The 21,080-nt window shown below is 62.9% G+C and carries 19 protein-coding genes; 14 read left to right on the plus strand and 5 right to left on the minus strand.

Going from position 1 to position 21,080, the window contains the following annotated elements:
* Positions 1-34: 34 nt before the first annotated feature.
* From LC062_RS05110 to LC062_RS05120, 3 genes are all read left to right on the plus strand, one after another.
* A complete protein-coding gene (locus tag LC062_RS05110; RefSeq protein WP_224909960.1) occupies positions 35-823 on the plus strand; it encodes a ChbG/HpnK family deacetylase in 789 nt (262 codons plus the stop codon).
* 300 nt (positions 824-1,123) lie between these two features.
* Complete coding sequence (locus tag LC062_RS05115; RefSeq protein WP_224909961.1) at positions 1,124-1,813, plus strand: Crp/Fnr family transcriptional regulator; 690 nt, start codon at positions 1,124-1,126, stop codon at positions 1,811-1,813.
* A 229-nt stretch (positions 1,814-2,042) separates the two neighbouring features.
* Complete coding sequence (locus LC062_RS05120) at positions 2,043-4,097, plus strand: methyl-accepting chemotaxis protein (RefSeq protein WP_224909962.1); 2,055 nt, start codon at positions 2,043-2,045, stop codon at positions 4,095-4,097.
* Between the two features lie 293 nt (positions 4,098-4,390).
* On the opposite strand, the gene LC062_RS05125 is transcribed toward LC062_RS05120, so the two are convergent.
* Positions 4,391-4,825, minus strand: a complete 435-nt coding sequence (locus LC062_RS05125; protein WP_181760253.1) for an RrF2 family transcriptional regulator — start codon at positions 4,823-4,825, stop codon at positions 4,391-4,393.
* Between the two features lie 76 nt (positions 4,826-4,901).
* On the opposite strand from LC062_RS05125, the gene LC062_RS05130 reads away from it, so the two are divergent.
* The 5 genes from LC062_RS05130 to LC062_RS05150 all read left to right on the plus strand — a co-directional run bounded on the left by LC062_RS05130 (position 4,902) and on the right by LC062_RS05150 (position 9,667).
* Entirely contained in the window at positions 4,902-5,420 is a 519-nt protein-coding gene (locus tag LC062_RS05130; protein ID WP_224909963.1) for a group III truncated hemoglobin, read from the plus strand.
* Positions 5,420-5,638, plus strand: a complete 219-nt coding sequence (locus LC062_RS05135; RefSeq protein WP_224909964.1) for a hypothetical protein — start codon at positions 5,420-5,422, stop codon at positions 5,636-5,638. The genes LC062_RS05130 and LC062_RS05135 overlap by 1 nt, the downstream gene beginning before the upstream one ends.
* A 372-nt stretch (positions 5,639-6,010) precedes the next feature.
* Positions 6,011-6,364: an acyl-CoA thioesterase gene (locus LC062_RS05140; protein WP_181760319.1), complete on the plus strand. Its 354-nt coding sequence runs from the start codon at positions 6,011-6,013 to the stop codon at positions 6,362-6,364.
* A 100-nt stretch (positions 6,365-6,464) separates the two neighbouring features.
* Positions 6,465-7,352 (plus strand): hypothetical protein, encoded by an 888-nt coding sequence (locus tag LC062_RS05145; RefSeq protein ID WP_224909965.1) that lies wholly within the window; start codon positions 6,465-6,467, stop codon positions 7,350-7,352.
* Positions 7,349-9,667, plus strand: a complete 2,319-nt coding sequence (locus LC062_RS05150) for a UvrD-helicase domain-containing protein (RefSeq protein WP_224909966.1) — start codon at positions 7,349-7,351, stop codon at positions 9,665-9,667. The genes LC062_RS05145 and LC062_RS05150 overlap by 4 nt, the downstream gene beginning before the upstream one ends.
* Before the next feature lie 28 nt (positions 9,668-9,695).
* Here the strand turns inward: LC062_RS05150 and LC062_RS05155 are convergent, their stop codons facing one another.
* From LC062_RS05155 to LC062_RS05165, 3 genes are read right to left on the minus strand one after another with little or no spacing between them, the layout of a single operon-like run.
* Entirely contained in the window at positions 9,696-10,448 is a 753-nt protein-coding gene (locus tag LC062_RS05155; protein ID WP_224909967.1) for an ABC transporter ATP-binding protein, read from the minus strand.
* A complete protein-coding gene (locus LC062_RS05160; protein WP_224909968.1) occupies positions 10,445-11,683 on the minus strand; it encodes an ABC transporter permease in 1,239 nt (412 codons plus the stop codon). The genes LC062_RS05155 and LC062_RS05160 overlap by 4 nt, the downstream gene beginning before the upstream one ends.
* A 3-nt stretch (positions 11,684-11,686) precedes the next feature.
* Positions 11,687-12,727: an efflux RND transporter periplasmic adaptor subunit gene (locus LC062_RS05165; RefSeq protein ID WP_224909969.1), complete on the minus strand. Its 1,041-nt coding sequence runs from the start codon at positions 12,725-12,727 to the stop codon at positions 11,687-11,689.
* Positions 12,728-12,999: 272 nt separating this feature from the next.
* On the opposite strand from LC062_RS05165, the gene LC062_RS05170 reads away from it, so the two are divergent.
* Together LC062_RS05170 and LC062_RS05175 are read left to right on the plus strand one after the other, a co-directional pair.
* Positions 13,000-14,487: a sigma-54 dependent transcriptional regulator gene (locus LC062_RS05170; protein WP_224909970.1), complete on the plus strand. Its 1,488-nt coding sequence runs from the start codon at positions 13,000-13,002 to the stop codon at positions 14,485-14,487.
* A gap of 178 nt (positions 14,488-14,665) precedes the next feature.
* The gene (locus tag LC062_RS05175) at positions 14,666-15,268 is read left to right on the plus strand and encodes a hypothetical protein (protein WP_224909971.1); all 603 of its coding nucleotides are present in this window, start codon (positions 14,666-14,668) and stop codon (positions 15,266-15,268) included.
* 7 nt (positions 15,269-15,275) lie between these two features.
* Here LC062_RS05175 and LC062_RS05180 read toward each other — a convergent pair whose 3' ends face one another.
* A complete protein-coding gene (locus LC062_RS05180) occupies positions 15,276-16,913 on the minus strand; it encodes a TadE/TadG family type IV pilus assembly protein (RefSeq protein ID WP_224909972.1) in 1,638 nt (545 codons plus the stop codon).
* A gap of 270 nt (positions 16,914-17,183) precedes the next feature.
* On the opposite strand from LC062_RS05180, the gene groES reads away from it, so the two are divergent.
* The 4 genes from groES to LC062_RS05200 all read left to right on the plus strand — a co-directional run bounded on the left by groES (position 17,184) and on the right by LC062_RS05200 (position 21,078).
* The gene (gene groES, locus LC062_RS05185; RefSeq protein ID WP_181760244.1) at positions 17,184-17,471 is read left to right on the plus strand and encodes a co-chaperone GroES; all 288 of its coding nucleotides are present in this window, start codon (positions 17,184-17,186) and stop codon (positions 17,469-17,471) included.
* A gap of 155 nt (positions 17,472-17,626) precedes the next feature.
* Positions 17,627-19,273, plus strand: coding sequence for a chaperonin GroEL (gene groL / locus LC062_RS05190; protein WP_224909973.1), 1,647 nt, complete (start codon positions 17,627-17,629; stop codon positions 19,271-19,273).
* A gap of 176 nt (positions 19,274-19,449) precedes the next feature.
* Positions 19,450-19,662, plus strand: a complete 213-nt coding sequence (locus LC062_RS05195) for a SlyX family protein (RefSeq protein ID WP_224909974.1) — start codon at positions 19,450-19,452, stop codon at positions 19,660-19,662.
* Positions 19,663-19,770: 108 nt separating this feature from the next.
* Complete coding sequence (locus LC062_RS05200) at positions 19,771-21,078, plus strand: MFS transporter (protein WP_224909975.1); 1,308 nt, start codon at positions 19,771-19,773, stop codon at positions 21,076-21,078.
* The last annotated feature ends 2 nt before the right edge of the window (positions 21,079-21,080 follow it).

Consider the following 21,080-nt stretch of genomic DNA (forward strand, 5'->3'; position numbering starts at 1 on the left):
CCGTTCCGCCCGCTTCGCCCTGAAAGACCTTTCGATGCGACGTATCCTGCTGACTGCGCCGGACTATGGGCTTGCCTTCGGCGTTGACCGCGCGCAGCGCGAGCTGGTTGCCGCCGGGCTTTTGTCCGCCGTCGGCTGCATGGTGGTGTCCGATCTGTGGACCCGCGAATACCTGCCCTTGCGCGACACGGTCGATGCCGCGCGCCATGAAACGCTTGTCGGCCTGACGGTGACCCTGTGCGGGCCACATATGCCCCTGTCGGAAGCGGCACAAGAGCAGTTCGGCGACACCTTTCCCGGTCCGTTCTGGTGGCGCTGGCGCAGCGCGCTGCGGCTCTTGCCCGAGGAGGTTCTGGCGGCGGAGGTCGATGCCCAGTTTCACCGTTTCGAGGACTACTATCAGCGCCCGGCGGATTTCGTGCATGTGGCCGATGACCTGATGGCGGTGCCGCGCCTGGCCCGGGTGGTGCTGCGCCAGGCCAGCCAGCGCGCCGTGCCGCCGCAGGTGATCGCCCCGGACAAGGGACGCAGGGGCTTGCGGGCCGTGCGCCGCGCGGCCAAAGCGCTTGGTCTGGAGATGCGTTCGCGCGGACCGGGCTTTCCCTTTCCCGCCCATGTAGCCGATTTGCGGGCGCATGTCTGGCGCGGGCTGAACGGCGTGCCGGACGGGGCGGCGGTGATGTGCCAGCCGGGGGAGGCCGATGATCGCTTGCGCCGCAGCGAGCCGCCGGTGGCCCAGGAAGCGCGGGCGGAGCTGTTCGGTTTCCTGAAGAGCGAGGAGTTCTTGCTGCTTCTGGTGGAAAAGGACATCTTTCTGTACTGACGGCATGACCATAAGGGGCGCGCCCATACGAAAACGGCTCCCCGCGGGGATGGGGAGCCGTTTTCGTATGGGCCGGTCGCGAGGTCAGGAAAGCGACCGGCTGTTGTCCTAAGATATAGGGAGCTTCCGGCCGGACAACAGTGATGGGCATCACACAATCCGTTTTGTCGGAACGGAAACGACACTAAGCTGTTCCGGCTCCCGCCCAGGTGGCAGGGCAGGGGCACGCGCGGCAGGCATGCTGGAGGGGCAGGGCCGGGGCGCCGCGTGAGGGCGGGCAAATAAGTGGGGCAGAGTACAATGGTTGAGCTGCAAAGGTTTCTGGAGAACAGCTTCTCGCTGGAGGGGCTGTCTGGCGATCTGGCGTCCGGGCTGGCGGCGCTGGCGCGGCCCATGTCGGTCAAGCCCGGGGCGATCCTGTTTGAATCCGGCGATCCGGGCAACGGCTGCTACGCCATTCTGGAAGGCTCGCTCAAGGTCTCGATCGTCAGCGTCGAGGGCGACGAGCAGTTTCTCGCGGTGATGGGGCCGGGCAGCATCGTCGGCGAATTGGCTCTTCTGGATGGGCGGGCGCGCTCGGCCAATGTCACGGCGCTGAAGGCCTCGCGCCTCGCCTTCATCGACAAACACGCTTTCGAGCGCTTCGCCGATGCCAACCCGGCAGTCTACCGCCATATGCTGTCGATTGTCGGCAAGCGGTTGCGCCAGGCCAATGACGTGCTTGCCGCGCGCTCCTTTCTGCCGCTTCCCGGACGGGTGGCCCAGACCTTGTTGCAACTGGCCGAGACCTTCGGCAAGCCGGTGGAGAAAGACCGGATCCTCATTCACTACAAGCTTTCGCAATCGGACATCGCAAATATGGCCGGCGCGGCGCGGGAAAACGTCAGCCGGGTGCTGAATGACTGGAAACGGGCGGGAACCATCAGCCGGATTTCTGGATATTACTGCCTGGAGAAGCCGGATCTTCTGAAACAGGCCTCGGTGCTCTAGCGGTCTGCCTCGTTGGCGAGGTATCCCCCTAAACCGCCGTTTCCGCGACGTCGATGGGCGGGAAAAGGCGCTCTGCGTCAGCGGGCTCCTGTGGCGTGTAGTGATTTTATTGTGCATCCGGAAATAGAAAATAGTCAGAAATCGCAGTGAGTTAAGCCGCCGGTAACGCGGTTGATCGTAGCAAGGATCAACCAGAGGGTGCCGATGGGCCAAACGCGGAGTTCGCGAGATGCGGTTTTCTGATCTTTCCATTCGCAACAAGCTTCTTCTCAGTGCCGGCGCACTGTTTTTTGTGTCGCTGCTTGGCGTGAGCCTGACCGGATCGGTGGTGATGACCTCCGCGACCCGGGATCTGGCGCATGAGGAAGCCCGCGCCCTGCTTGAGGCCTATGCGGAAGACGTATCCGGCTCGGTCATTGAGCCGGTGACCGTTGCCAAGACCGCCGCCGCGACCGTGGAAGGGCTCCTCCAGGGCGGCATGCGCGACCGCGACCGGCTCGGGGATCTGATGATCCGCACCGTGGAAGCCAATCCGGAGCTGGTCGGCATGACGCTGGCCTTCGAGCCGAATGCGCTCGATGGCAAGGACGCCGAGTTCACTTCGCACAAGTATTCCGACGCAAACGGTCGCTTCGTCCCCTATTTCTTCTACGGCCCTGACCGCAAGGTGAAGGTCGAGCAGCTGGTGATGACCAAGGAAGCGGGCACCGAGGGCTGGTATGATGCGCCGGTGCGCAACAACCGCCCGTCGATCACCCCTCCCTACACCTACCCGCTGAACGGCAAGGACATCCTGATGACCACGGTCAGCTGGGTGCTGCGTGATGGCGGCAAGCCGATCGGTATCGTCACCTCGGACATGGCGCTGACCGACATCGTCGAGCGGATGTCCGCGCATACCCCGTTTGGCGCCGGCCGGGTTCGGCTCGTGGGCGGCGACAACCTGTGGGTCTCGACCGACGATGCGGACCAGCTGGGCAAGCCGGTCGCCGACGCTGGCGTGCTGGAGCTGATCCGCCAGGCGGAAAGCGCTGGCTATGGCGAGACCATCGATGACCGGTTCCAGGCGGCCGTGCCGGTTGCCTTCCCCGGGGTGGAGAACAAGTGGTACGTCACCGTCGACATTCCCTATGACGTGATGATGGCCGGTGCCATCAGCGCGCGCAACACCATGCTGGCGATCTCCGGCGGCTTGCTGGTGCTGGTGCTGGTCTTTGTCTGGTTCGGCGCCGGTGCCGTTGCCCGTCCGGTGGTGCGGCTCACCGAGGTGATGCGGCGTCTGGCCGATGGCGATACCTCGGTCGACACCTCGATCGGGGCGCGCAAGGACGAGATCGGCGACATGGCCGTCGCGGTCGAGACCTTCCGCGAGAATGCCATCGAGCGCCAGCGTCTCGAAGCGGCGCAAGGCGAGGAGACCAGCGCGCGGATTGCCCGCCAGGCCCGCACCGAGGCGCTGATCACCGACTTCCGCAGCCGGGTGCAGGAGCTGATCGGCACCGTCAGCCAGACCGCCAGCGGCCTTGGCGAAACGGCGCGCGAGCTGACCGAGACCGCCCGCGACAATGCCGACCGCTCGGCCGCGACCTCGCAGGCCAGCTCCGAGGCGACCGACAACGTGCAGACCGTCGCCAGCGCGGCGGAGGAACTGACCGCCTCCATCGCCGAGATTTCCCGTCAGGTGGGTCAGACCACCCAGGTGGTCGATCAGGCGACGCAAGGCACCCACGCGACCAACGAGAAGGTCGCCAGCCTTGCCCAGGCGGCCAACAAGATCGGCGAGGTGGTCAGCCTCATTCAGGCGATTGCCGAACAGACCAACTTGCTTGCCCTCAATGCCACCATCGAGGCGGCGCGGGCCGGTGAAGCCGGGCGCGGGTTCGCCGTCGTCGCGGCGGAGGTGAAGGAACTGGCGACCCAGACCTCCAAGGCGACGGAAGAGATCGGCGCGCAAATCTCCTCGATCCAGGGGTCGACCGGCGAAGCCGTGGCGGCGATTGGCGAGATCGCGCAGATCATGCAGGAGGTCAACGGCTACACTGCCTCGATCGCCAGCGCGGTGGAGCAGCAGGGCGCAGCGACGAGCGACATCTCCCGCAGCGTGCAGCAGGCGGCGCAGGGGACCGGCGCGGTGACCCGCAACATGGACGAACTCGCCCGGGCGGTGGAAAGCACCAGCATGGCGGCGGAAAACGTCCTGTCGGCCTCCGGCGCGATGAGCGACAACACCGATGCCCTGCGCGGCGAGATCGACCGCTTCCTGCAGGATGTGGCCGCCGCCTGACCGGCGCGGATCACAGGACAGAAACGAAAAGACGGCGGGGCAACACCCCGCCGTTTTTGCATCTCGCGGGCCTCATCCCGGCCCCCGCGCCGGGATCGGCGAGGCACGGGCTTTCGGTTCCGGGTTCAATCCACGCGCTGGCTTTTCGGCTCTCCGATCCCGGATCTTCGCTGACGCTCCGTCCGGGAGGACGCGGAGCGTGGGGAGGTGTCGGAGGTAGAGCAACGGTTGCCCAATCTCTTGGCGTCCTCCCGGCCCCCGCGCCGGGATCGGCGGGCCACCGGAGGAGCGGGCTACGGCGCCAGCCGTTCGAGCGAGCGGGCCGGCTGGGTGCCTTTCAGAAGATCCTCCAGCGTCCAGCGATCGAGGCTGTCCAGAAACGCCTCCGCCGCCTCGGCCATCGCCCCTTTGAGGGCGCAGAGCGGCAGGAAGGAGCAGGCGCAGGGCCCCTCGCGCAGGCACGCGACCACCGCCAGATCCTGCTCCATCAGCCGCACCACCGCGCCGGCACGGATCTCCGACGGCGGGCGCAACAGGCGCACGCCGCCGCCGCGCCCGCGGGTGGTCTCCACCAGACCGGCCTGCGCCAGCCGGGCGACGAGCTTCATCACATGGGACTTCGCCAGCCCGAGGGTGCGGCTGAGCGTGTCGATGGTCTGCGGCTCATCGACCTGCCCCAGCCGCATCAGGATACGCAAGGCGAAATCGCTTGCCTGGTTCAGTCGCATGGGACCCTCAAAACATTCATTTAATATGTTGCTTTTACCGCGCGAGCATGGCAAATAAAAGATGCGCATGAAATGAATGATAGAGAAAGCCGAGACAGGCGGGGTGGCGATGACCGGGACGGGCGACAGGGACGGGGCGCAGCTTCGGGTGGTCTCGGCGCAGATGCGCCGGGCACCCGCCCATGCGGATATCGACGCGGAAAAGATCGACCGGTTGGTCGAGGAGTTCTACGGGCGCATTCGCCGCCATGCCCGTCTGGGGCCGATTTTCGAGACGCGCCTTGCCGGGCGCTGGCCGGAGCATCTGGCGATCATGAAGCGGTTCTGGTCGTCGGTGCTGCTGAAGACCGGCAGCTACAAGGGCCAGCCGGTGCCGGTGCACCAGAAGCTGTCCGAGGTTGTTTCCGAGGATTTCGAGCTGTGGCTTGGCGAATTCCGTGAGGTCTGCCGGGAGATCTTCTCGCCGGGGGCGGCCCGGGCGGTGATCGAGGCGGGCGAGCGGATCGCCCAGAGCCTGTGGTTCGCCCGCTTCGGCTTTGCCGGGTCGGAGCCGCCACCGGGGCTGACGCAAACGCGAGAAAAGGAGCCTGTGTGATGCTGGAAGCTGTCGTGCTTGTTGCGGAAGTCGGCGCGTTTGCGTGGCTGGTGCTGTTTTCCGTGCTGCTTGTCTCCATGGCGGGCGACAGCGAACGCGGGCCCGCGCCCCGGCTTGACCGGATCGGCCGGTCGCTGGTCAGCAATGCCCGGGCGGCCCTGACCGTCGGCGTGATCGCGCTGGCCGCGCTCGCCGCCCATGACTTCACCCTGTTCTGAGGGAGGTAGCGCCATGAAACGGGTCTTCCCCACCAGTCTAGCCCATTGGCTCCCGGCATTGCTGATCTGGGTGGCGGCGCCGATGCCGCTGTGGATCATGCTGGCGATGGTCTGGTTTTACGAATAGCGCCTTTTCGGGTGGCGTCTGGCCGCATGGGGCGCCGGGGTGGTGAGGCAAAGCTGGCGCCGACACCCCATGCGGCCGCGTCTTTTCTGTGGGCAAGCGATTTCCGCTGACAGCGGAATGGATTAAGCTCCGGCGGTGAGCCTGCCCATCGCCGCATCCGGAGCCTTCCCAACGTGACCGACCAGACCGACCAGACCGCGCCGACCGAGACCGAAGCGCCTTCGGGTGAGCTGACCCTGCGCACCATGGCCATGCCGGCCGACACCAATGCGGCCGGCGATATTTTCGGCGGCTGGGTGCTGTCGCAGATGGATCTGGCGGGCGGCATCGCCGCCGGACAGCGCGCGCTCGGCCGGGTGGTGACCATCTCCGTCGACCGGATGACCTTCATCCGCCCGGTGCAGGTCGGCGATGTGCTTTGCGTCTATTGCTCGATCCCGACCGTCGGCCGCACCTCGATGAAGGTGGCGATAGAGGCCTGGGCCCTGCGCCACCGCCACGGCGGACGGGAAAAGGTCACCGACGCCACCTTCACCTTCGTCGCCGTCGATGACACCGGCCGCCCCCGCCCGGTCCCCCCGCTCGACGCGGAAGGGTGAGGGGGGAAGGGGGTATGCCCGTGAGGTTGTTTCGCGGTTGTATATGTCTTTAGATGCGACCTAAAATTCGAAGGGCGCGATAGATTAATTTTGAGGAATCATGTCAATCGGCAAAAATAGAATATTGAGGCCGCAGATAGAAGATGCCCACCTCGGAAATCTCACACAAGGAACCATCTTCAGCTGTGCAAAAGCATTCCGGTATCCGGGGAAGGAAGTGCATGGGCTAGCCATAACGGCGAGATGTGATGTTGCTCAAGAGAAATATCGATTGTTAAACTATCTGCCTATTGTTCGATTGTCGGACTGGTTTCTATTGGATGGGTTGGAAATACTGATTGATCGAGAGCTTAAGGATAAAAAAGGTAAAATAATAAATTGTTTGAAAGAAAATAATTTGTCGCCAAATCTAATTCTCTCTGTATCTATTTCCGAGATCGTTAAAGTTCATTTCTCGAGTTCGAAGCAGGCGGGCGGAAACTCAAAGGCAAGAGATAGGTTAATTTCTATAGATTCGGATATAAAATTGATAAATAGATTATTAGATTCGAAGGAAGAATTGTTTTCTTGGTTTGTTAATAATAGGTGTAAGCTTATTAAGTCTTTATTGAGGGAGCTTTTTGATCACAAGGTTGTTGGATATTATTTCATGGAGAGGATATTGCCAACATCCATTGCAGATGGGTTTGTTTGTCTTCTTCGTGAGGTCGCATCGCTGCCACGTGAAGTTGCGGTGGAGTTGGCCTCTGGACTCTCTAGAGAAAGGTGGCGTGAGTTTGGCCCCGAATCTGGAGGGGGAGGCCTTGACCTGTCGTTGGATGATCTTGCGATGCCTGTTTCGCAACTCGGGTCTCCCTCTATTGAGCACCTAATGCAGTCGTATGCGAACTTATTTGGGCGGATTGGGATTGCCGATCCTCAGGCGGCCGAGATGGATGAGATCCTGAGTCGAACTCTTTCTTTTAGAATAAGTGAGGATGAGGCGTGAAGTACATTTGCATTGATAATGGCGCGATCAACGAACTGATTTCTGGCCGACAGATGCAGAGTGTCGATTTTCGCGAGGGAGCTGCATTTGTCGAACTTCTTTCGGGGGGGCAGGAGGGGTTCAGGGCTGTCGGCGATATTGTCATGACCACAAGGTCAGATGGATTATTTCTATCAACATCAGGCGGATGGACGAGAAAGAAGTTTCTTATTATCGATTGTGAGTCTTCGGAAATATTTGAGAAGCTTGACCCGTCAAGTGTTCTTACTGTTCTTCAGAAGTCATTTAGATTCTGTGCGAAGTATTGGTCTGGGAATGGGGTTTATAATGCATCTGAGAAGATAATATCGGGTACGACAAAAGCAGTTTTGTTCCCGTTGGGGTTTTCAAAGGCCTCAGGCTTTCGCGTGGCGCTTGAGCGTGATCCAGACGCCAAGAGATTGAGAGCTAGAGATATTTCTGGAAATTTCATCCTTCTCTATAAGTCAGGCTTTGAAGGTGCTGACTCGGGGACCGAGATTGCACCTCTAACAAATTTTAGGCGGGTAGTGGATTGTCTTCGCGAAGTTTATTCATCTGTTCCAGAAAACCTAGTGGCTGCCGCAGGAAAGGAAGAAAAGAGAATTTCCGATACAATTCTCTCAAGTGCCTCACTGGGTACGGGTAAGGGGGCGTTTCTACCTTTGGAGCAATGGAAGGAGCGTCTAACGGAACAGCAATGGGATTTCGTAAATGCGCCGTTTTCCAAAGCACAAAGGCTTATTGGAGCTGCGGGTACTGGTAAAACGGCTACGCTTCTAATTCGGTCTTTGCTGAAGTGCGCCGAAGCGGAAGAAGGAAATTCTAATTTTAGGGCGATATTTATCACTCATAGTGAAGCAACGAGAAGAAGCGCATTGGAAGTTCTCGAGATTATGGCGCCTGGTGGGTATCATACGCGCGATCCCGAGGAAGAGGCAGTGTCGCTCTCAGTCAAAACGTTGGCGACGGTATGCTCGGATGTCTTGAATCAGAGTATCTCGGATACGGAATTTGTTGATCGAGATGCGCAAGACTCAAAGATGTTGCAGGGAATGTATATTGAGCAAAGCTTACGGCAGGCACGAGAGGCTGAATTTGGCTCTCATTCGCCACATATGAGTGAGGTGTTCCGCGACTTTCTGACCAACAATATTGACACCGACTTGGCCCCGCTTTTTCAGCATGAAATTAGTGTGCAGATTAAGGGGCGGGCCGGAGGTAAATTTGATGCCTACAAGGAATGTCCCGCGCTGAAGTATGGACTTCCCGTATCCAACGATGCGGATAAGGGTTTCGTCTATGTCGTTTTTCGGCTTTATGAGGAGGAGTTGCGAAGTACTGGTCAATTCGACACCGACGACGTTGTTCTTTCTGCGCTGGGGCAACTCGATACGCCAATTTGGAGGCGTCGGCGTAGTAGGGAGGGATTTGATTATATTGGTGTAGATGAGGCGCATCTTTTCAATATCAATGAACTTCAGGTGTTTCATTACCTTACTAAAGGTTCAGGAACAGCGCCCATTAGCTTGGCAATTGATAAAGCGCAAGCGGTCGGTGATAGAGGTTGGGATGCTGGGTATTTAGAAGAGGGAGGAGCCTTTGGTGTGAACGGCGTTGAAGTCGATGTTGAAGAAGTAAGGTATAAGGCGGTATTCAGGAGTTCATCCGAGATCGTGGATTTTTCTGCATCCATTCTTTCGTCAGGTGCAACGCTTTTCACTGACTTTTCCAACAGCCTTGCCTCGGCGCAAAGTGGCCTGACGGCGGAGGAGGAAAAGCTAAGTCAACCAATCCGGTATCGCGAAGAGAGTAACGACCTTGCGATGATCGAGGCCGCCTTCAGACGGGCGTCGGAGCTTCAAAGGCTAACTCAATCGCGCCCATGGGAAGTGTTGGTGACGGCAGTTTCAGAGGGAATAGCGGCAGAACTTGCGAGGTACGCGAGAGAAAATAATAAAGCGGTAACGGTTCTTGATCGCAGGGGGGATTACTTTCGCGTAAAGGAGGCAGAGAAGTCTGGGCATTTGATCGTTGGTCATGCGGACTTTGTTGGTGGTCTAGAGTTTAATGCAGTTATCATTGTTGGTGTCGATAAGGGGCGTGTTCCTCTGGATTCAGGGGCAGGTACTTTGGAAACGCGAAGTTTTCAGAAATATGTGGCTCATAACAGACTGTATGTAGCGGCGTCGCGTGCACGCCTAGCATTGGAAATCTTTGGTTTGGCAGGTCGAGGGCCAAGTGAATTATTGAAGCAAGCTCTGGGTACCGGTCTCATAAACCCCAGCGCAGGATAGGGGTGACGGTCTTGGTTGATCTTGGCCCCTACACCCCTTCGGCGGGTGGGGCGGCGAGGCGGCCGTCGATCAGGTGCAGGCGGCGGTCCATTCGCGCGGCCATGTCGAGATCATGGGTGACGGCGATCACTGACTTGCCGCGTCGGTCCACCAGATCCCTGAGGATTTCGAACACCTGCTCGGAGGATTTGCTGTCGAGGCTGCCGGTGGGCTCGTCGGCAAGGATCACCGGCGGCTGGTTGGCGAGCGCGCGAGCGACCGCCACCCGCTGGCGCTGCCCGCCCGATAGTTGATCCGGCCGCTTGTCCACATGGTCGGCAAGGCCGAGATCGGAGAGCAGCCCGACCGCCTCGTCCCGCATGGCGTCATGGGAAAGCCTGCCCAGTTTGCGCATGGGGATCATGACATTTTCCGCCACGGTGAATTCCGGCAAGAGGAAGTGGAACTGGAAAACGAAACCCAGCGTGCTCAGCCGCAGCCGCGCCCGCTTGGCCTCGCTGTGCAGGTGGGTCGGCTTGCCATTGACAAGCACCTCGCCGCTTGTCGGCGTGTCGAGCAGGCCCAGCAGGTAAAGCAGCGAGGATTTGCCCGAGCCGGACGGTCCGGTGATGGCGACGAACTCGCCGCGCTTGATCTCAAGGTCGATGTCGCGCACCAGCGTCACCGGCACCAGGCCGGGCAGGATGCGCGTCAGTCCGCGCGCTTCGATCAGCGGTCCGGCCTCGGTCGTCGCGCCGGGGCCGCCGTGGTTGCTGGTCGCAGCGGTTTCGGACGCGCTCATGCCGCCCCCCGGATGATATCGACCGGGTTGAGCCGGGCGGCGCGGCGGGCCGGCAGGTAGCCGGCGACCCCGGCGGAAAACAGGGCGAAGGCGCAGGCGATCAGGTAATGCACCGGGCTGTAGTAGAGCGGCAGCGAGGTCAGTTCGATCTCGGTCTTCACCTCGAAGGTCAGCGAGCCGAGCGTCAGGCTGAGCGCATAGCCAAGGCCGGAGCCGAGCACCGAGCCGACCAGACCGATCAGCAGCCCCTCGGCGAGGAAGATCCGCCGGATGTCCGATTGCTCGAAGCCGAGCGACTTGAGAATGGCGATATCCCGCGACTTCTCATGCACGATGGTCGAGACGATGGTGAAGATGCCGAAACCCGCCACCAGCAGGATCGCGCCGACCACCGTGTACATGATGATGTTGCGCACCACGAGAACCTCCATCAGCCCCTCGTTCGCCTCCTGCCAGGAGGTGGCGCGGTAGCCGGTCATGCGCTCCACCCGGGCGGCGATCGCGCGCGCGGCGTTGACATCGTCGAGCCGGATCGACAGGCGGTTGATGGCATTGGGCCGGGAGAACAGCACCTGCGCGGTCTTCAGCACCGTGTAGCCGGTGGCGTCGTCCGCCTGGGTGACTCCGGTGTGGTAAAGGCCGATCACCTTCAGCCGGCGCACCGCCCCGGAGGAGGCGGAGACCGCCACCGTGTCGCCAAGGCCGGCGCCGAGCTTGTCGGCGACCCCGTCGCCGATGATCAGCCCGTTGAGATTGGCCGCAAGGTCGAGGAACGAGCCGGCGCGCATGTCCTCGGCAATGGTGGAAATCTTCAGATGGGCCGCCGGATCCACCCCGGTGAGCGAGATCGCCACATCCTTGCCGCCGTAGCGCAGCACCGCCTGGCCGTTCAGCGAGGCGGCCATGCGTCCGGGCAGCCAGCTTGCCAGCATCGCCCGCAGCCGCACCGGGTTGCGCAGGCCCCTCGTGTCGTCATCGGGCCGCGCACCGATCACATTGACCGCGTCGAACCGGGTGGCGGCGGGGGGCGGGGGCGGATCGCGCTGGTCGTCGGTCACCTCCACATGGGGGATGGCATCGACCAGCGTGGCGATGAAGTCATGCTGGGAGCCCTCCATCAGCGCCGCCATGGCAATGGAAAAGCCGACGCCAAGGGTCACCCCCAGCACCGAGACAACGCTCTGGCGCAGCCGTCCGGCCACATGGGTCAGCGCGATCGACAGGATCAGCGGCATGGCTCAGCCCTCCGGCGCGCCGGGGGCGGAGGCTGCATCGGCGCGCGCCTGCGCCTTCGCCTTCTGGCCATCGCGCAAGGCATCGCTCCAGGTGGCGACGATCCGTTCCTCTTCGCTGAGCCCGTCCAGCACCTCGACCGTGGTGGTGCCGCGAATGCCGACCATCAGCTGCCGGGTTTCCAGCCGGCCGTCGCCCGCCAGCACATGCACCCGGTTGCCGTCGAGCGCCGCCAGCGGGATCAGCAGCGTGTCGGCGACCTCGCGCACGATCACGTTGACATCGCTGGTCATGCCGATCATCAGCGGCGTCTCGGCCGGGAAGGTGAGGTAGACCCGGTAGGTTTTCAGGATCGGGTCGCCCTTCGGCGTGATCCGGTCGACGCGGGCGTCGAAAGTGCTGCCGGGAAAGGCATCGGCCCGCACCAAGGCCGTCTGGCCGGCGCGAATGAGCGGAATGTCTTCTTCGTTGATGTCGGCGACGATCTGCAGCGGTTCGGCCTGGCCGACCCAGAACAGCACCTCGCCCGGCTCGGCCACCTCGCCGACCTCGCCATCGCGGCGCAGCACCTTGCCGTCCATCGGCGCGCGCAGCTCGTAGTCGGCAAGCCGCGCCGACTGCGCCGCCACCAGCGCCACGTTGCGCGAATGGTCGTTCTCCACCCGGTCGAAGGCCTGGCGGGAGATCACCCGCCGCTCGACAAGGCCCGCCGCCCGCTCCAACTCCTGTGCCGACAGCTTCTCGCGGGCCTGGAGTTCGGCGAGGGTCGCCCGGGCGTCCGAGGCATCGAGCTGGCCGAGGACGGTGCCACGGGTGACCGTCTCCCCCTCGCAATTGCACAACTCAATGATGCGCTCGCGCAGCACGCTGGTCACCTTGGCCCAGCGGACCGGCTCGACCACGCCGGTGGCATAGACCACATCGGCGGCGCTGCCGCGATGGGGCTGTACGGTGGCCACCACCACCGGCCGGTCCCGCCACCACCAGGCGCCGCCAAGGCCGGCGGCCACCAGCAGCAGGACCAGAAAGGTGCGCCAGCCGGTCATCGCGTTGCATCCGGGTCAAGAGTGCTGAAGGGTACGGGGAATGATACGGTTCTCAATCGCTTGCCTCTTGCCCTTGGTGTTTCGGGCGAGCCTAGCACCAGTCCCGCCGAGGCATCCATCCGCAGAAGCGCGGAATCAGCCCGCCTGAGGCAAGCTGCGACAGGCAAACCGACGGGCCGGAAACACTTTGTTTACCATGTCTGGCCGAAAATCCGATGGCAAATCAATTTGATGCCGACTGCTCGGCTGAGAAACAAGGGGGTCGCCAAAGCATGGAGTCCATGCATGGCGCTGAGGGGCACATCCGGTTGGCCGTCCTCGACGGAGAAGGCACGACGCGCAGTCTTGCCGGCTCGGTCGCGACCGCAATGGATCATCCATGCGCGGCGCCGGTGGCATTTCACAGCTTCGAGCCGTTCTATGCGGCGAACACGCAAACCCGCCCGGACGTGATGATCGTCGATCTGGAGACGCTCGGTCAGGACGGGCACCTGTCCCGGCTCGCCGCCGCCCAGCCCCAGGCCCTGCTGATGGCGGTCAGCGCCAAAGGCTCGCTCAGCCGCAGCCTGTCGGCGATGGAAGCCGGTGCCCATGACGTGATCTCCATTCCGGCCGATCCGGTGGTTGTCGCGGAGAAGATCGACCGGTTCCTGCTGCAAAACGCCCGTGCCTCGCGCGGTCACGGGGGCGCGGCGCGCGCCACCGCCGCAGAGCGGGCGAAGCAAGAGGCCGCCACGCCCTACACCTTCGAGGGGTTCGTTGGCGGGTCGGCTCGCATGCGCGACATCTACGACCAGATCCGCCGCATTGCTCCGTCTTCCGCGCCGGTGTTCGTCACCGGCGAATCGGGCAGCGGCAAGGAATTGTGCGCAGCGGCGATCCACGCCCGCTCGCCGCGCAAGGACAGTGCCTTTGTTGCCATCAACTGCGCGGCGATCCCGGCCGAGTTGATGGAGAGCGAGATCTTCGGCCATGTCCGCGGCGCGTTCACCGGCGCCGGTGAGGACCGGCCCGGCGCGGCCGAACTGGCCGACAAGGGCACGCTGTTCCTCGATGAGATCGGCGAGATGGACATCGCCCTGCAGTCGAAGCTCCTGCGCTTCGTCCAGACCGGCATGATCCAGCGGGTCGGCGACACGCGGCAACGGCCGGTCGATGTGCGGATCCTGTGCGCGACCAACCGGGACCCGCATGAGGAAATCGCCCGGGGGCGGTTTCGCGAGGACCTTTATTACCGGCTGCATGTGCTGCCGATCCGGCTTCCGGCGCTGCGCGATCGGCGCGAGGACATCCTGCCGCTGGCCCAGACCTTCCTCACCCGCTACGCGGAACAGGAGGGGCGGAAGTTCGCTCGCCTCGATCCGGCGGCGGAGGAAAGCCTCTTGACCTATGACTGGCCGGGCAATGTGCGGCAGCTGGAAAACGCCATGCGCCAGGCTGTGGTTCTGCATGATGGCGAGGTGCTGCGGGCGCAGATGCTGCCCGGCTTCCTGCGCGGCGAGGGGAGCGCGATCGGCGCGCCGATCACCTCGCGCGATCTCGCGCCTCCACCGGTGCGTGGACGGGCACGTGAGATCGAACCGCTCTGGGCGCAGGAAAAGCGGATCATCGAACATGCGCTTGCCACCTTCGATGGCAATATCGCCAAGGCGGCCGCCGCGCTGGAGATCAGCCCCTCGACGATCTACCGCAAGCGCCAGTCCTGGACCGGGCGCCCGGAAGAGGTGAGCGGGGCGACGTTTACGTCTTTCGCTGGATAATCTTGTTGTTTTTCCAGGGTCGGTCTATACGGTGCGCCGCGAATGCTTGGGTGCCGCGGGCGCATCCGCGTCCGGTCGGCGTGGATCCCGCAGGGGGCCGGGCGATGATCACATGGCGGGTCCTGCAGCCGGAAGAGGCGGTTGCCGATGCGCCGAGCCAGCGGCTGTGGGGCGAATGATGACCAAGGCTCTTTTTTCCGGATGCGGCCCGGTTGCGGCTGCCGCCCTGCTTCTGTCGGTGAGCCATATCCTGCCCGTTTCCGCAGAGACTCCGGCGAAAGTATCGGAAGGCGCTCCGGCAAGTGCTGCGGCCAATACGCCGGCGGCTGCCCTGTCGAAGGCCCAGGCCGAGCTGGACACCGCCTGGCGGGCGCTGGAGCCGCTCGGCTTCACCGCTGGTCTGTTCGCCGAAGCGGGCAGCGTCGTCGGCTATGGCACCTATGTGCCGCGCACAAAGGCCAGCTTCGCCCCCACCGACACCCTGGTCGTCTATGCCCAGCCGGTCGGCTATGGCTATCGGGAAACGGAGACGGGCTATGGTATCCGCCTGACCGCCGATTATACCCTGCTCACCCCATCCGGGCAGGTGCTGGCGGAGGAAAAGGGCTTTGCGCGCCTTGTTGCCGACAGCCGGGAGAAGCGCCGCGAGCTCTACATCACGCTGCGGCTCGGCTTCGACGGCCTGCGTCCCGGAGACTACACGCTGCTCGCCCGGATCAACGACGCGGTCAGCGGCAAGTCCGGCGAGTTGTCGCTGCCCTTCACCGTCACGGCCGAGTAACCAGACCCTAGCGCGCCAGCCGCAGCTTGCTGATCTCGTCGGCAATCCGCTCGAATGCCTCGACCAGATCGTTGTTGGACTTGGCCTCGAACGCCATGTTCGGCGAGGTCGCGCAGTTGCGCATCATCTTCACCGTGTCCCGGTCACTGATCTGGAAGGCGACGGTGTAGATCGAAACCCCGTCCGCCTTGGCGTTCTCGCAGGTCAGCGCGGTGCGTTCGTCCATTTTTTGCTGAATTTCCCAGGAGCGATCGACACCGCGGCCAAGACGTTGCTCCGCGCCATAGCCATAGGCTTCCGGGCGCGTCTGGTTGAAGGTGTACTGGTTGGTATAGGTGTTCTGCCCGTCGGTCATGACGATCAGGATGCGCACATGCTCGTTGTCGCTGGTCTCGTCCTTTTCACGTCCGGAGGTGAAGGGGGCGCCCGGCGTCAGCATCCGCCAGCCCCAGACCGTGCCCTGTTGGATGTTGGTGTTGCCGGTGGCCTTCATGTTCCTGAGGCCAGTGTAAATGGTGGTTTCGTTGTCGGTCAGATCGGTAACAGGGACGGTCCGGCAATTGTAGTTGGGGCCCTTGGTGTAGCTGTTGCCGTAGCTCCGGGGCTGGTTCCGGTATTTGCAGAGCCGCTTCTGGGCATATTCCGGGCGGGTCATGCCGCTGTTCTTGTAAGCTCTTTTGACGGAGGTCGTGCAGGCACCCTTGTCTTCATCGAGATAGAAGTTGGTGAATTTGCCCTTATAGTCGCCCTGGTTTTTTTCCCTTAGTGGCTCGGCGGGGGCGAACTGCGGCACGAACAAGGTGGCGGGGTCGGACTTGGTCGGCGCCGCGTCGGTGACGTCATACGGCATCGGCCGGGCCTCGACACAGCCGAGCCAGTCCGTGTGCTTGAGCTGCTTGAACAGGGTGAAGCGGCTGGGTCGGCCATTGACGAAATACCGCTGGTCGAATTCGTTCGGATCCGGCGTGCCATCGGCGCGGGTCTCGAAATTGGTCCAGTGGATCGGCGAGCGTCCCTCCCGGTCCATCCAGTCTTCCGACGTGCTCTCCTTGCCGATGTTGACGAAGGAGGTGAAGGGCACCAGCCCGATCTTGACCCGGTCGTGCTTGTCGCCGGTCTTGTTGATCTCGAACAGGGTTTCGGCGAGGTCCTTGCCGGCCTTTTTCAGGGTCGTCAGCTTGCTGCCGCCCATGGAGCCGGAGTTGTCGAGCACCATCACCACGTCGAAGGTGGCCTTGCCGACCACCGTTTGCGAGTGCGCCGAGACATCCAGGGTATCGTTTCCGAAGAAGCTGCCGAACAGGGCGGGCACCTTCTCCCGGGCGACCACCGTCACGACGCCCTTGACCACGGTGACCTCGACCTCCGCCTTGGTCCCCTGTCGGGACACATAGGTGGAGTTGAAGTAGCGCGTGGCATTCTCCTTGATTGCGTCTTCGGACAGGCCATCCGAATCGTAGTTGGCGGCAAGGGCTGCCGCATCCACCGCGGCCTGCAGGCGGCTCTTGGTGTTGTGGCCGCGTGCAAAGTCCAGCCCGGCGCCGACGATCATGATCAGAAAGGCCGCCGCCAGCGCCAGCATGATGACCAGCGCACCGGAGCGATCGTCCGCGAATTTGGAGAGGAGGTGCCTGAATTTTCTCATGCTCAGGTTGCTAGAGGAAACTGTTTTAAAAAGAGTTTCCGCCGCTTGTGAGTCAATGGAAGATCGTGCTGTGCCGCTCCGCCGCCTGGTGTTCCGCCACAAAAAAACCGGACGAGAAGGTCATTGACAGGGCCTGGGCACCATCCTACATGTGCAGCGCTGTTAGCACTCTCATTGAAGGAGTGCCAACGTGGTCTGCGGTCGCTTCGTTGTGCTTTTCGCGCAACGGGGGATGAGTACCACGCTGGCCAGGAAAGGAAAGAGCACGTCATGAAGTTCCGCCCTTTGCATGATCGCGTCGTTGTCCGCCGCGTCGATTCCGAGGAAAAGACCGCTGGTGGGATCATCATTCCGGACACCGCCAAGGAAAAGCCGCAGGAAGGCGAGATCGTCGCTGTTGGCGCCGGCGCCCGGAAGGACAGCGGCGAGCTGATCGCGCTGGACGTCAAGGCCGGCGACCGCGTGCTGTTTGGCAAGTGGTCCGGCACCGAAGTCAAGATTGACGGCGAAGACCTTCTGATCATGAAGGAATCCGACATCATGGGCGTGATCGGCTAAGCACCGAAACGCTCCTGCCGCTGGGCCCGGGGCTCCGTTGATGTGCGCTCGATCTTTCGCCCCGCCAATTTGTGCGGAGCTGGAAAGCGCCCCTCGGAGGCACCGTGAGCCAATGGCGGTTTCACCGGAAAAAGATCAATCAGGAGACTGAGATTATGGCTGCCAAGGAAGTCAAGTTTTCCACCGAAGCTCGCGACCGGATGTTGCGCGGCGTCGACATTCTCGCCAATGCGGTCAAGGTGACCCTCGGCCCGAAGGGCCGGAACGTCGTCATCGACAAGGCCTTCGGCGCTCCGCGTATCACCAAGGACGGTGTGTCGGTCGCCAAGGAAATCGAGCTTGAGGACAAGTTCGAGAACATGGGCGCCCAGATGGTGCGCGAAGTGGCGTCGAAGACCAACGACATCGCCGGTGACGGCACCACCACCGCCACCGTGCTGGCCCAGGCCATCGTTCGCGAGGGCGCCAAGGCCGTTGCCGCCGGCATGAACCCGATGGACCTGAAGCGCGGTGTCGATCTCGCCGCTGCCGCTGCCGTCAAGGATCTGGTCGGCCGCTCCAAGACCATCTCCACCTCCGCTGAGGTTGCACAGGTCGGCACCATCTCGGCCAATGGCGACACCCAGATCGGCAACGACATCGCCGAGGCGATGCAGCGCGTCGGCAACGAAGGCGTGATCACCGTCGAGGAAGCAAAGTCCCTTGAGACCGAGCTCGAAGTCGTCGAAGGCATGCAGTTCGACCGCGGCTACCTGTCGCCGTACTTCGTGACCAACGCTGAGAAGATGGTTGCGGATCTCGAGAAGCCGTACATCCTCCTGCACGAGAAGAAGCTCTCCAACCTTCAGGCCATGCTGCCGATCCTGGAAAGCGTCGTGCAGTCCTCGCGTCCGCTGCTGATCATCGCCGAGGACGTCGAAGGCGAGGCTCTGGCCACCCTCGTGGTCAACAAGCTGCGTGGCGGCCTGAAGATCGCTGCCGTCAAGGCTCCGGGCTTCGGCGATCGCCGCAAGGCCATGCTTGAGGACATCGCCATCCTGACGGGCGGCACGGTGATCTCCGAGGATCTCGGCATCAAGCTCGAGAACGTCACCCTCGACATGCTCGGCACCGCCGAGAAGGTCTCCATCACCAAGGAGACGACCACCATCGTCGACGGTGCGGGCGACAAGGCCGACATCGAAGGCCGCGTTGGCCAGATCAAGGCGCAGATCGAGGAAACCACCTCCGACTATGACCGTGAGAAGCTCCAGGAGCGTCTCGCCAAGCTCGCAGGCGGTGTGGCCGTGATCCGCGTCGGTGGCGCCACCGAGGTTGAGGTCAAGGAAAAGAAGGACCGCGTCGACGACGCGCTCAACGCGACCCGCGCTGCCGTGGAAGAAGGCATCGTACCGGGTGGTGGCACCGCCCTGCTGCGCGCCAAGAAGGCTGTCGAGGCCCTGACCTCCGACAACGCCGACATCCAGGCCGGTATCAAGATCGTGCTGCGTGCGCTTGAGGCTCCGATCCGTCAGATCGCCGAGAACGCGGGCGTCGAAGGCTCGATCGTCGTCGGCAAGATCCAGGAAAACAGCGACGAGACCTTCGGCTTCAACGCGCAGAGCGAAGAATTCGTCAACATGGTGGAAGCCGGCATCATCGACCCGACCAAGGTCGTGCGCACGGCTCTGCAGGACGCGGCTTCGATCGCCGGCTTGCTGATCACCACCGAGGCGATGGTCGCCGAGCTGCCGAAGAAGGATGGTGGCGCTCCGGCAATGCCGGGCGGCGGCATGGGCGGCATGGGCGGCATGGACTTCTAAGAAGTCCATAAAGCCGACCATCAAACCTTCTTGCTGAAGTCGGCAACAGCCGACTTCAGTGGCGGCATGGACTTCTTAGAAGTCCATAAAGCAATTATGCTTCGTGGAAGGGGTGGCCTTTGGCCGCCCCTTTTGCATGAAAGTCCCGGAACCAGCAACGTTCAAGGAACCCGGCAATGACCCGCGATACGGTGGAACGGATCGAGCGGCTTGAGGAGCAGGCCGCGCATCAGGAGCGCACGATCGAGGAGCTCAACGAGGTCATCACCGCCCAGGCCCGTCAGCTCGACGCGCTCGCCCGCAAGGTGGCGGCGCTGGCCGAGCATGTGGACGAGCTTGAGGACCTCTCCGTGTCCCAGGCGCCGGTGACCCGCCCGCCGCACTACTGAGCGGGCCGGCGCTTCGGCCCCTGTTCCACGGCGGCTCTTGCGGGGGAAAATCGCGGGCGATGCAGCATCGTCTTGCATCCCCCTCGGCGATCCCGCTAACTGGCTCGCATGGTCCAGATTCTTCCCGTCGCCGCTCTTCTCGCCGGCTCCGCCCTTTTGCTCCTGGCGGGGGGGCTGCATGGTCTGCTGTTGCCCTTGCGCGGCTCCGCGGAGGGCTTTTCCGACACCTCCCTCGGCCTTCTCGGCACCGGCTGGGCGATTGGCTATGTCGCCGGCTGCCTGATGACGCCGATCATCGTCAGCCGGGTCGGGCATATCCGCTCCTTTGGCGTGTTCTGCTCGCTCGCGGCCATCGTCGTCCTGCTCAACCTGCTGATCCTGCATCCGGCGGGCTGGATTCCCTTGCGGGCGATCTCCGGTTTCTGCTTCGCCGGCGCGGCGATGGTGGTGGAAAGCTGGCTGAACGAACGGGCCACCCCGGAAACCCGGGGGCGGATCTTCGGCCTCTACACCATGATTAATCTGGGCGCGACAACTGCCGGCCAGATGCTGCTGACCATGGGCGATCCGGCCGGCTATTTCTTCTTCGTGCTGGGCTCGATCGTCTATTCCATGGCGCTGCTGCCCACGGCGCTGTCGACGGCGGCCGCGCCGACGCCGCTGGCGCAGGCCCGGCTCGACCTCAGGGCCCTGTGGCGCAACTCGCCGGTGGCGGTGACCGGCGTGTTCCTCGTGGGCATCTCCAACAGCGCCTTCGGCACCCTTGGCGCGGTCTACGGGCGCCAGATCGGGCTGTCGGTAACCAGCATCGCCAGCATGATGTCGATCGCGCTGCTCGCCGGCGCGCTGATCCAGCTTCCCATCGGCATGCTGTCCGACCGCATGGACCGCCGTTTCGTGCTGATCGGCCTGGCCGCCTGCGGCTGCCTGATCGGCGCCCTTCTCAGTCTGGGGTCGGGCTTTCCCGTTCTCCTGACCATTGCCCTGGTCGGCGCCTTCGGCGGCATGGTCTATTCGATGTACCCGGTGATCGTTGCCCATGCCAATGACCACTCCCCGCCGGGCGAGTTCCTGAAAACGAGTGGCGGGCTGCTGCTGTTGTTCGGGGCGGGCTCGGTGGTTGGCCCGCTGCTGGCGGCGATCCTGATGACCATGACCACGCCGAGCGGCCTGTTCGGCGTTACCTCCGCCGCCCATGGCACGATCATCGCCTTCACGCTCTGGCGCATCACCCAGCGCAAGCCGGTGGCACCGGCGGAGCGGGAGGACTTCGTCGCCATGGCCTCGGCGACCCGGTTCTCGACGCCTGAGGCCCTGTCGCTCGATCCGCGCGCGGAGGAGGAGCAGGAGGACGAAAGCGCGGCCTTGCCCGACCTGCCGGAGGAGAAACTGTCGCAGCGCCCGGCAAGCACCTGAGC

The sequence above is a fragment of the Stappia indica genome (genome assembly GCF_020177335.1).
Classification (GTDB): domain Bacteria; phylum Pseudomonadota; class Alphaproteobacteria; order Rhizobiales; family Stappiaceae; genus Stappia; species Stappia indica_B.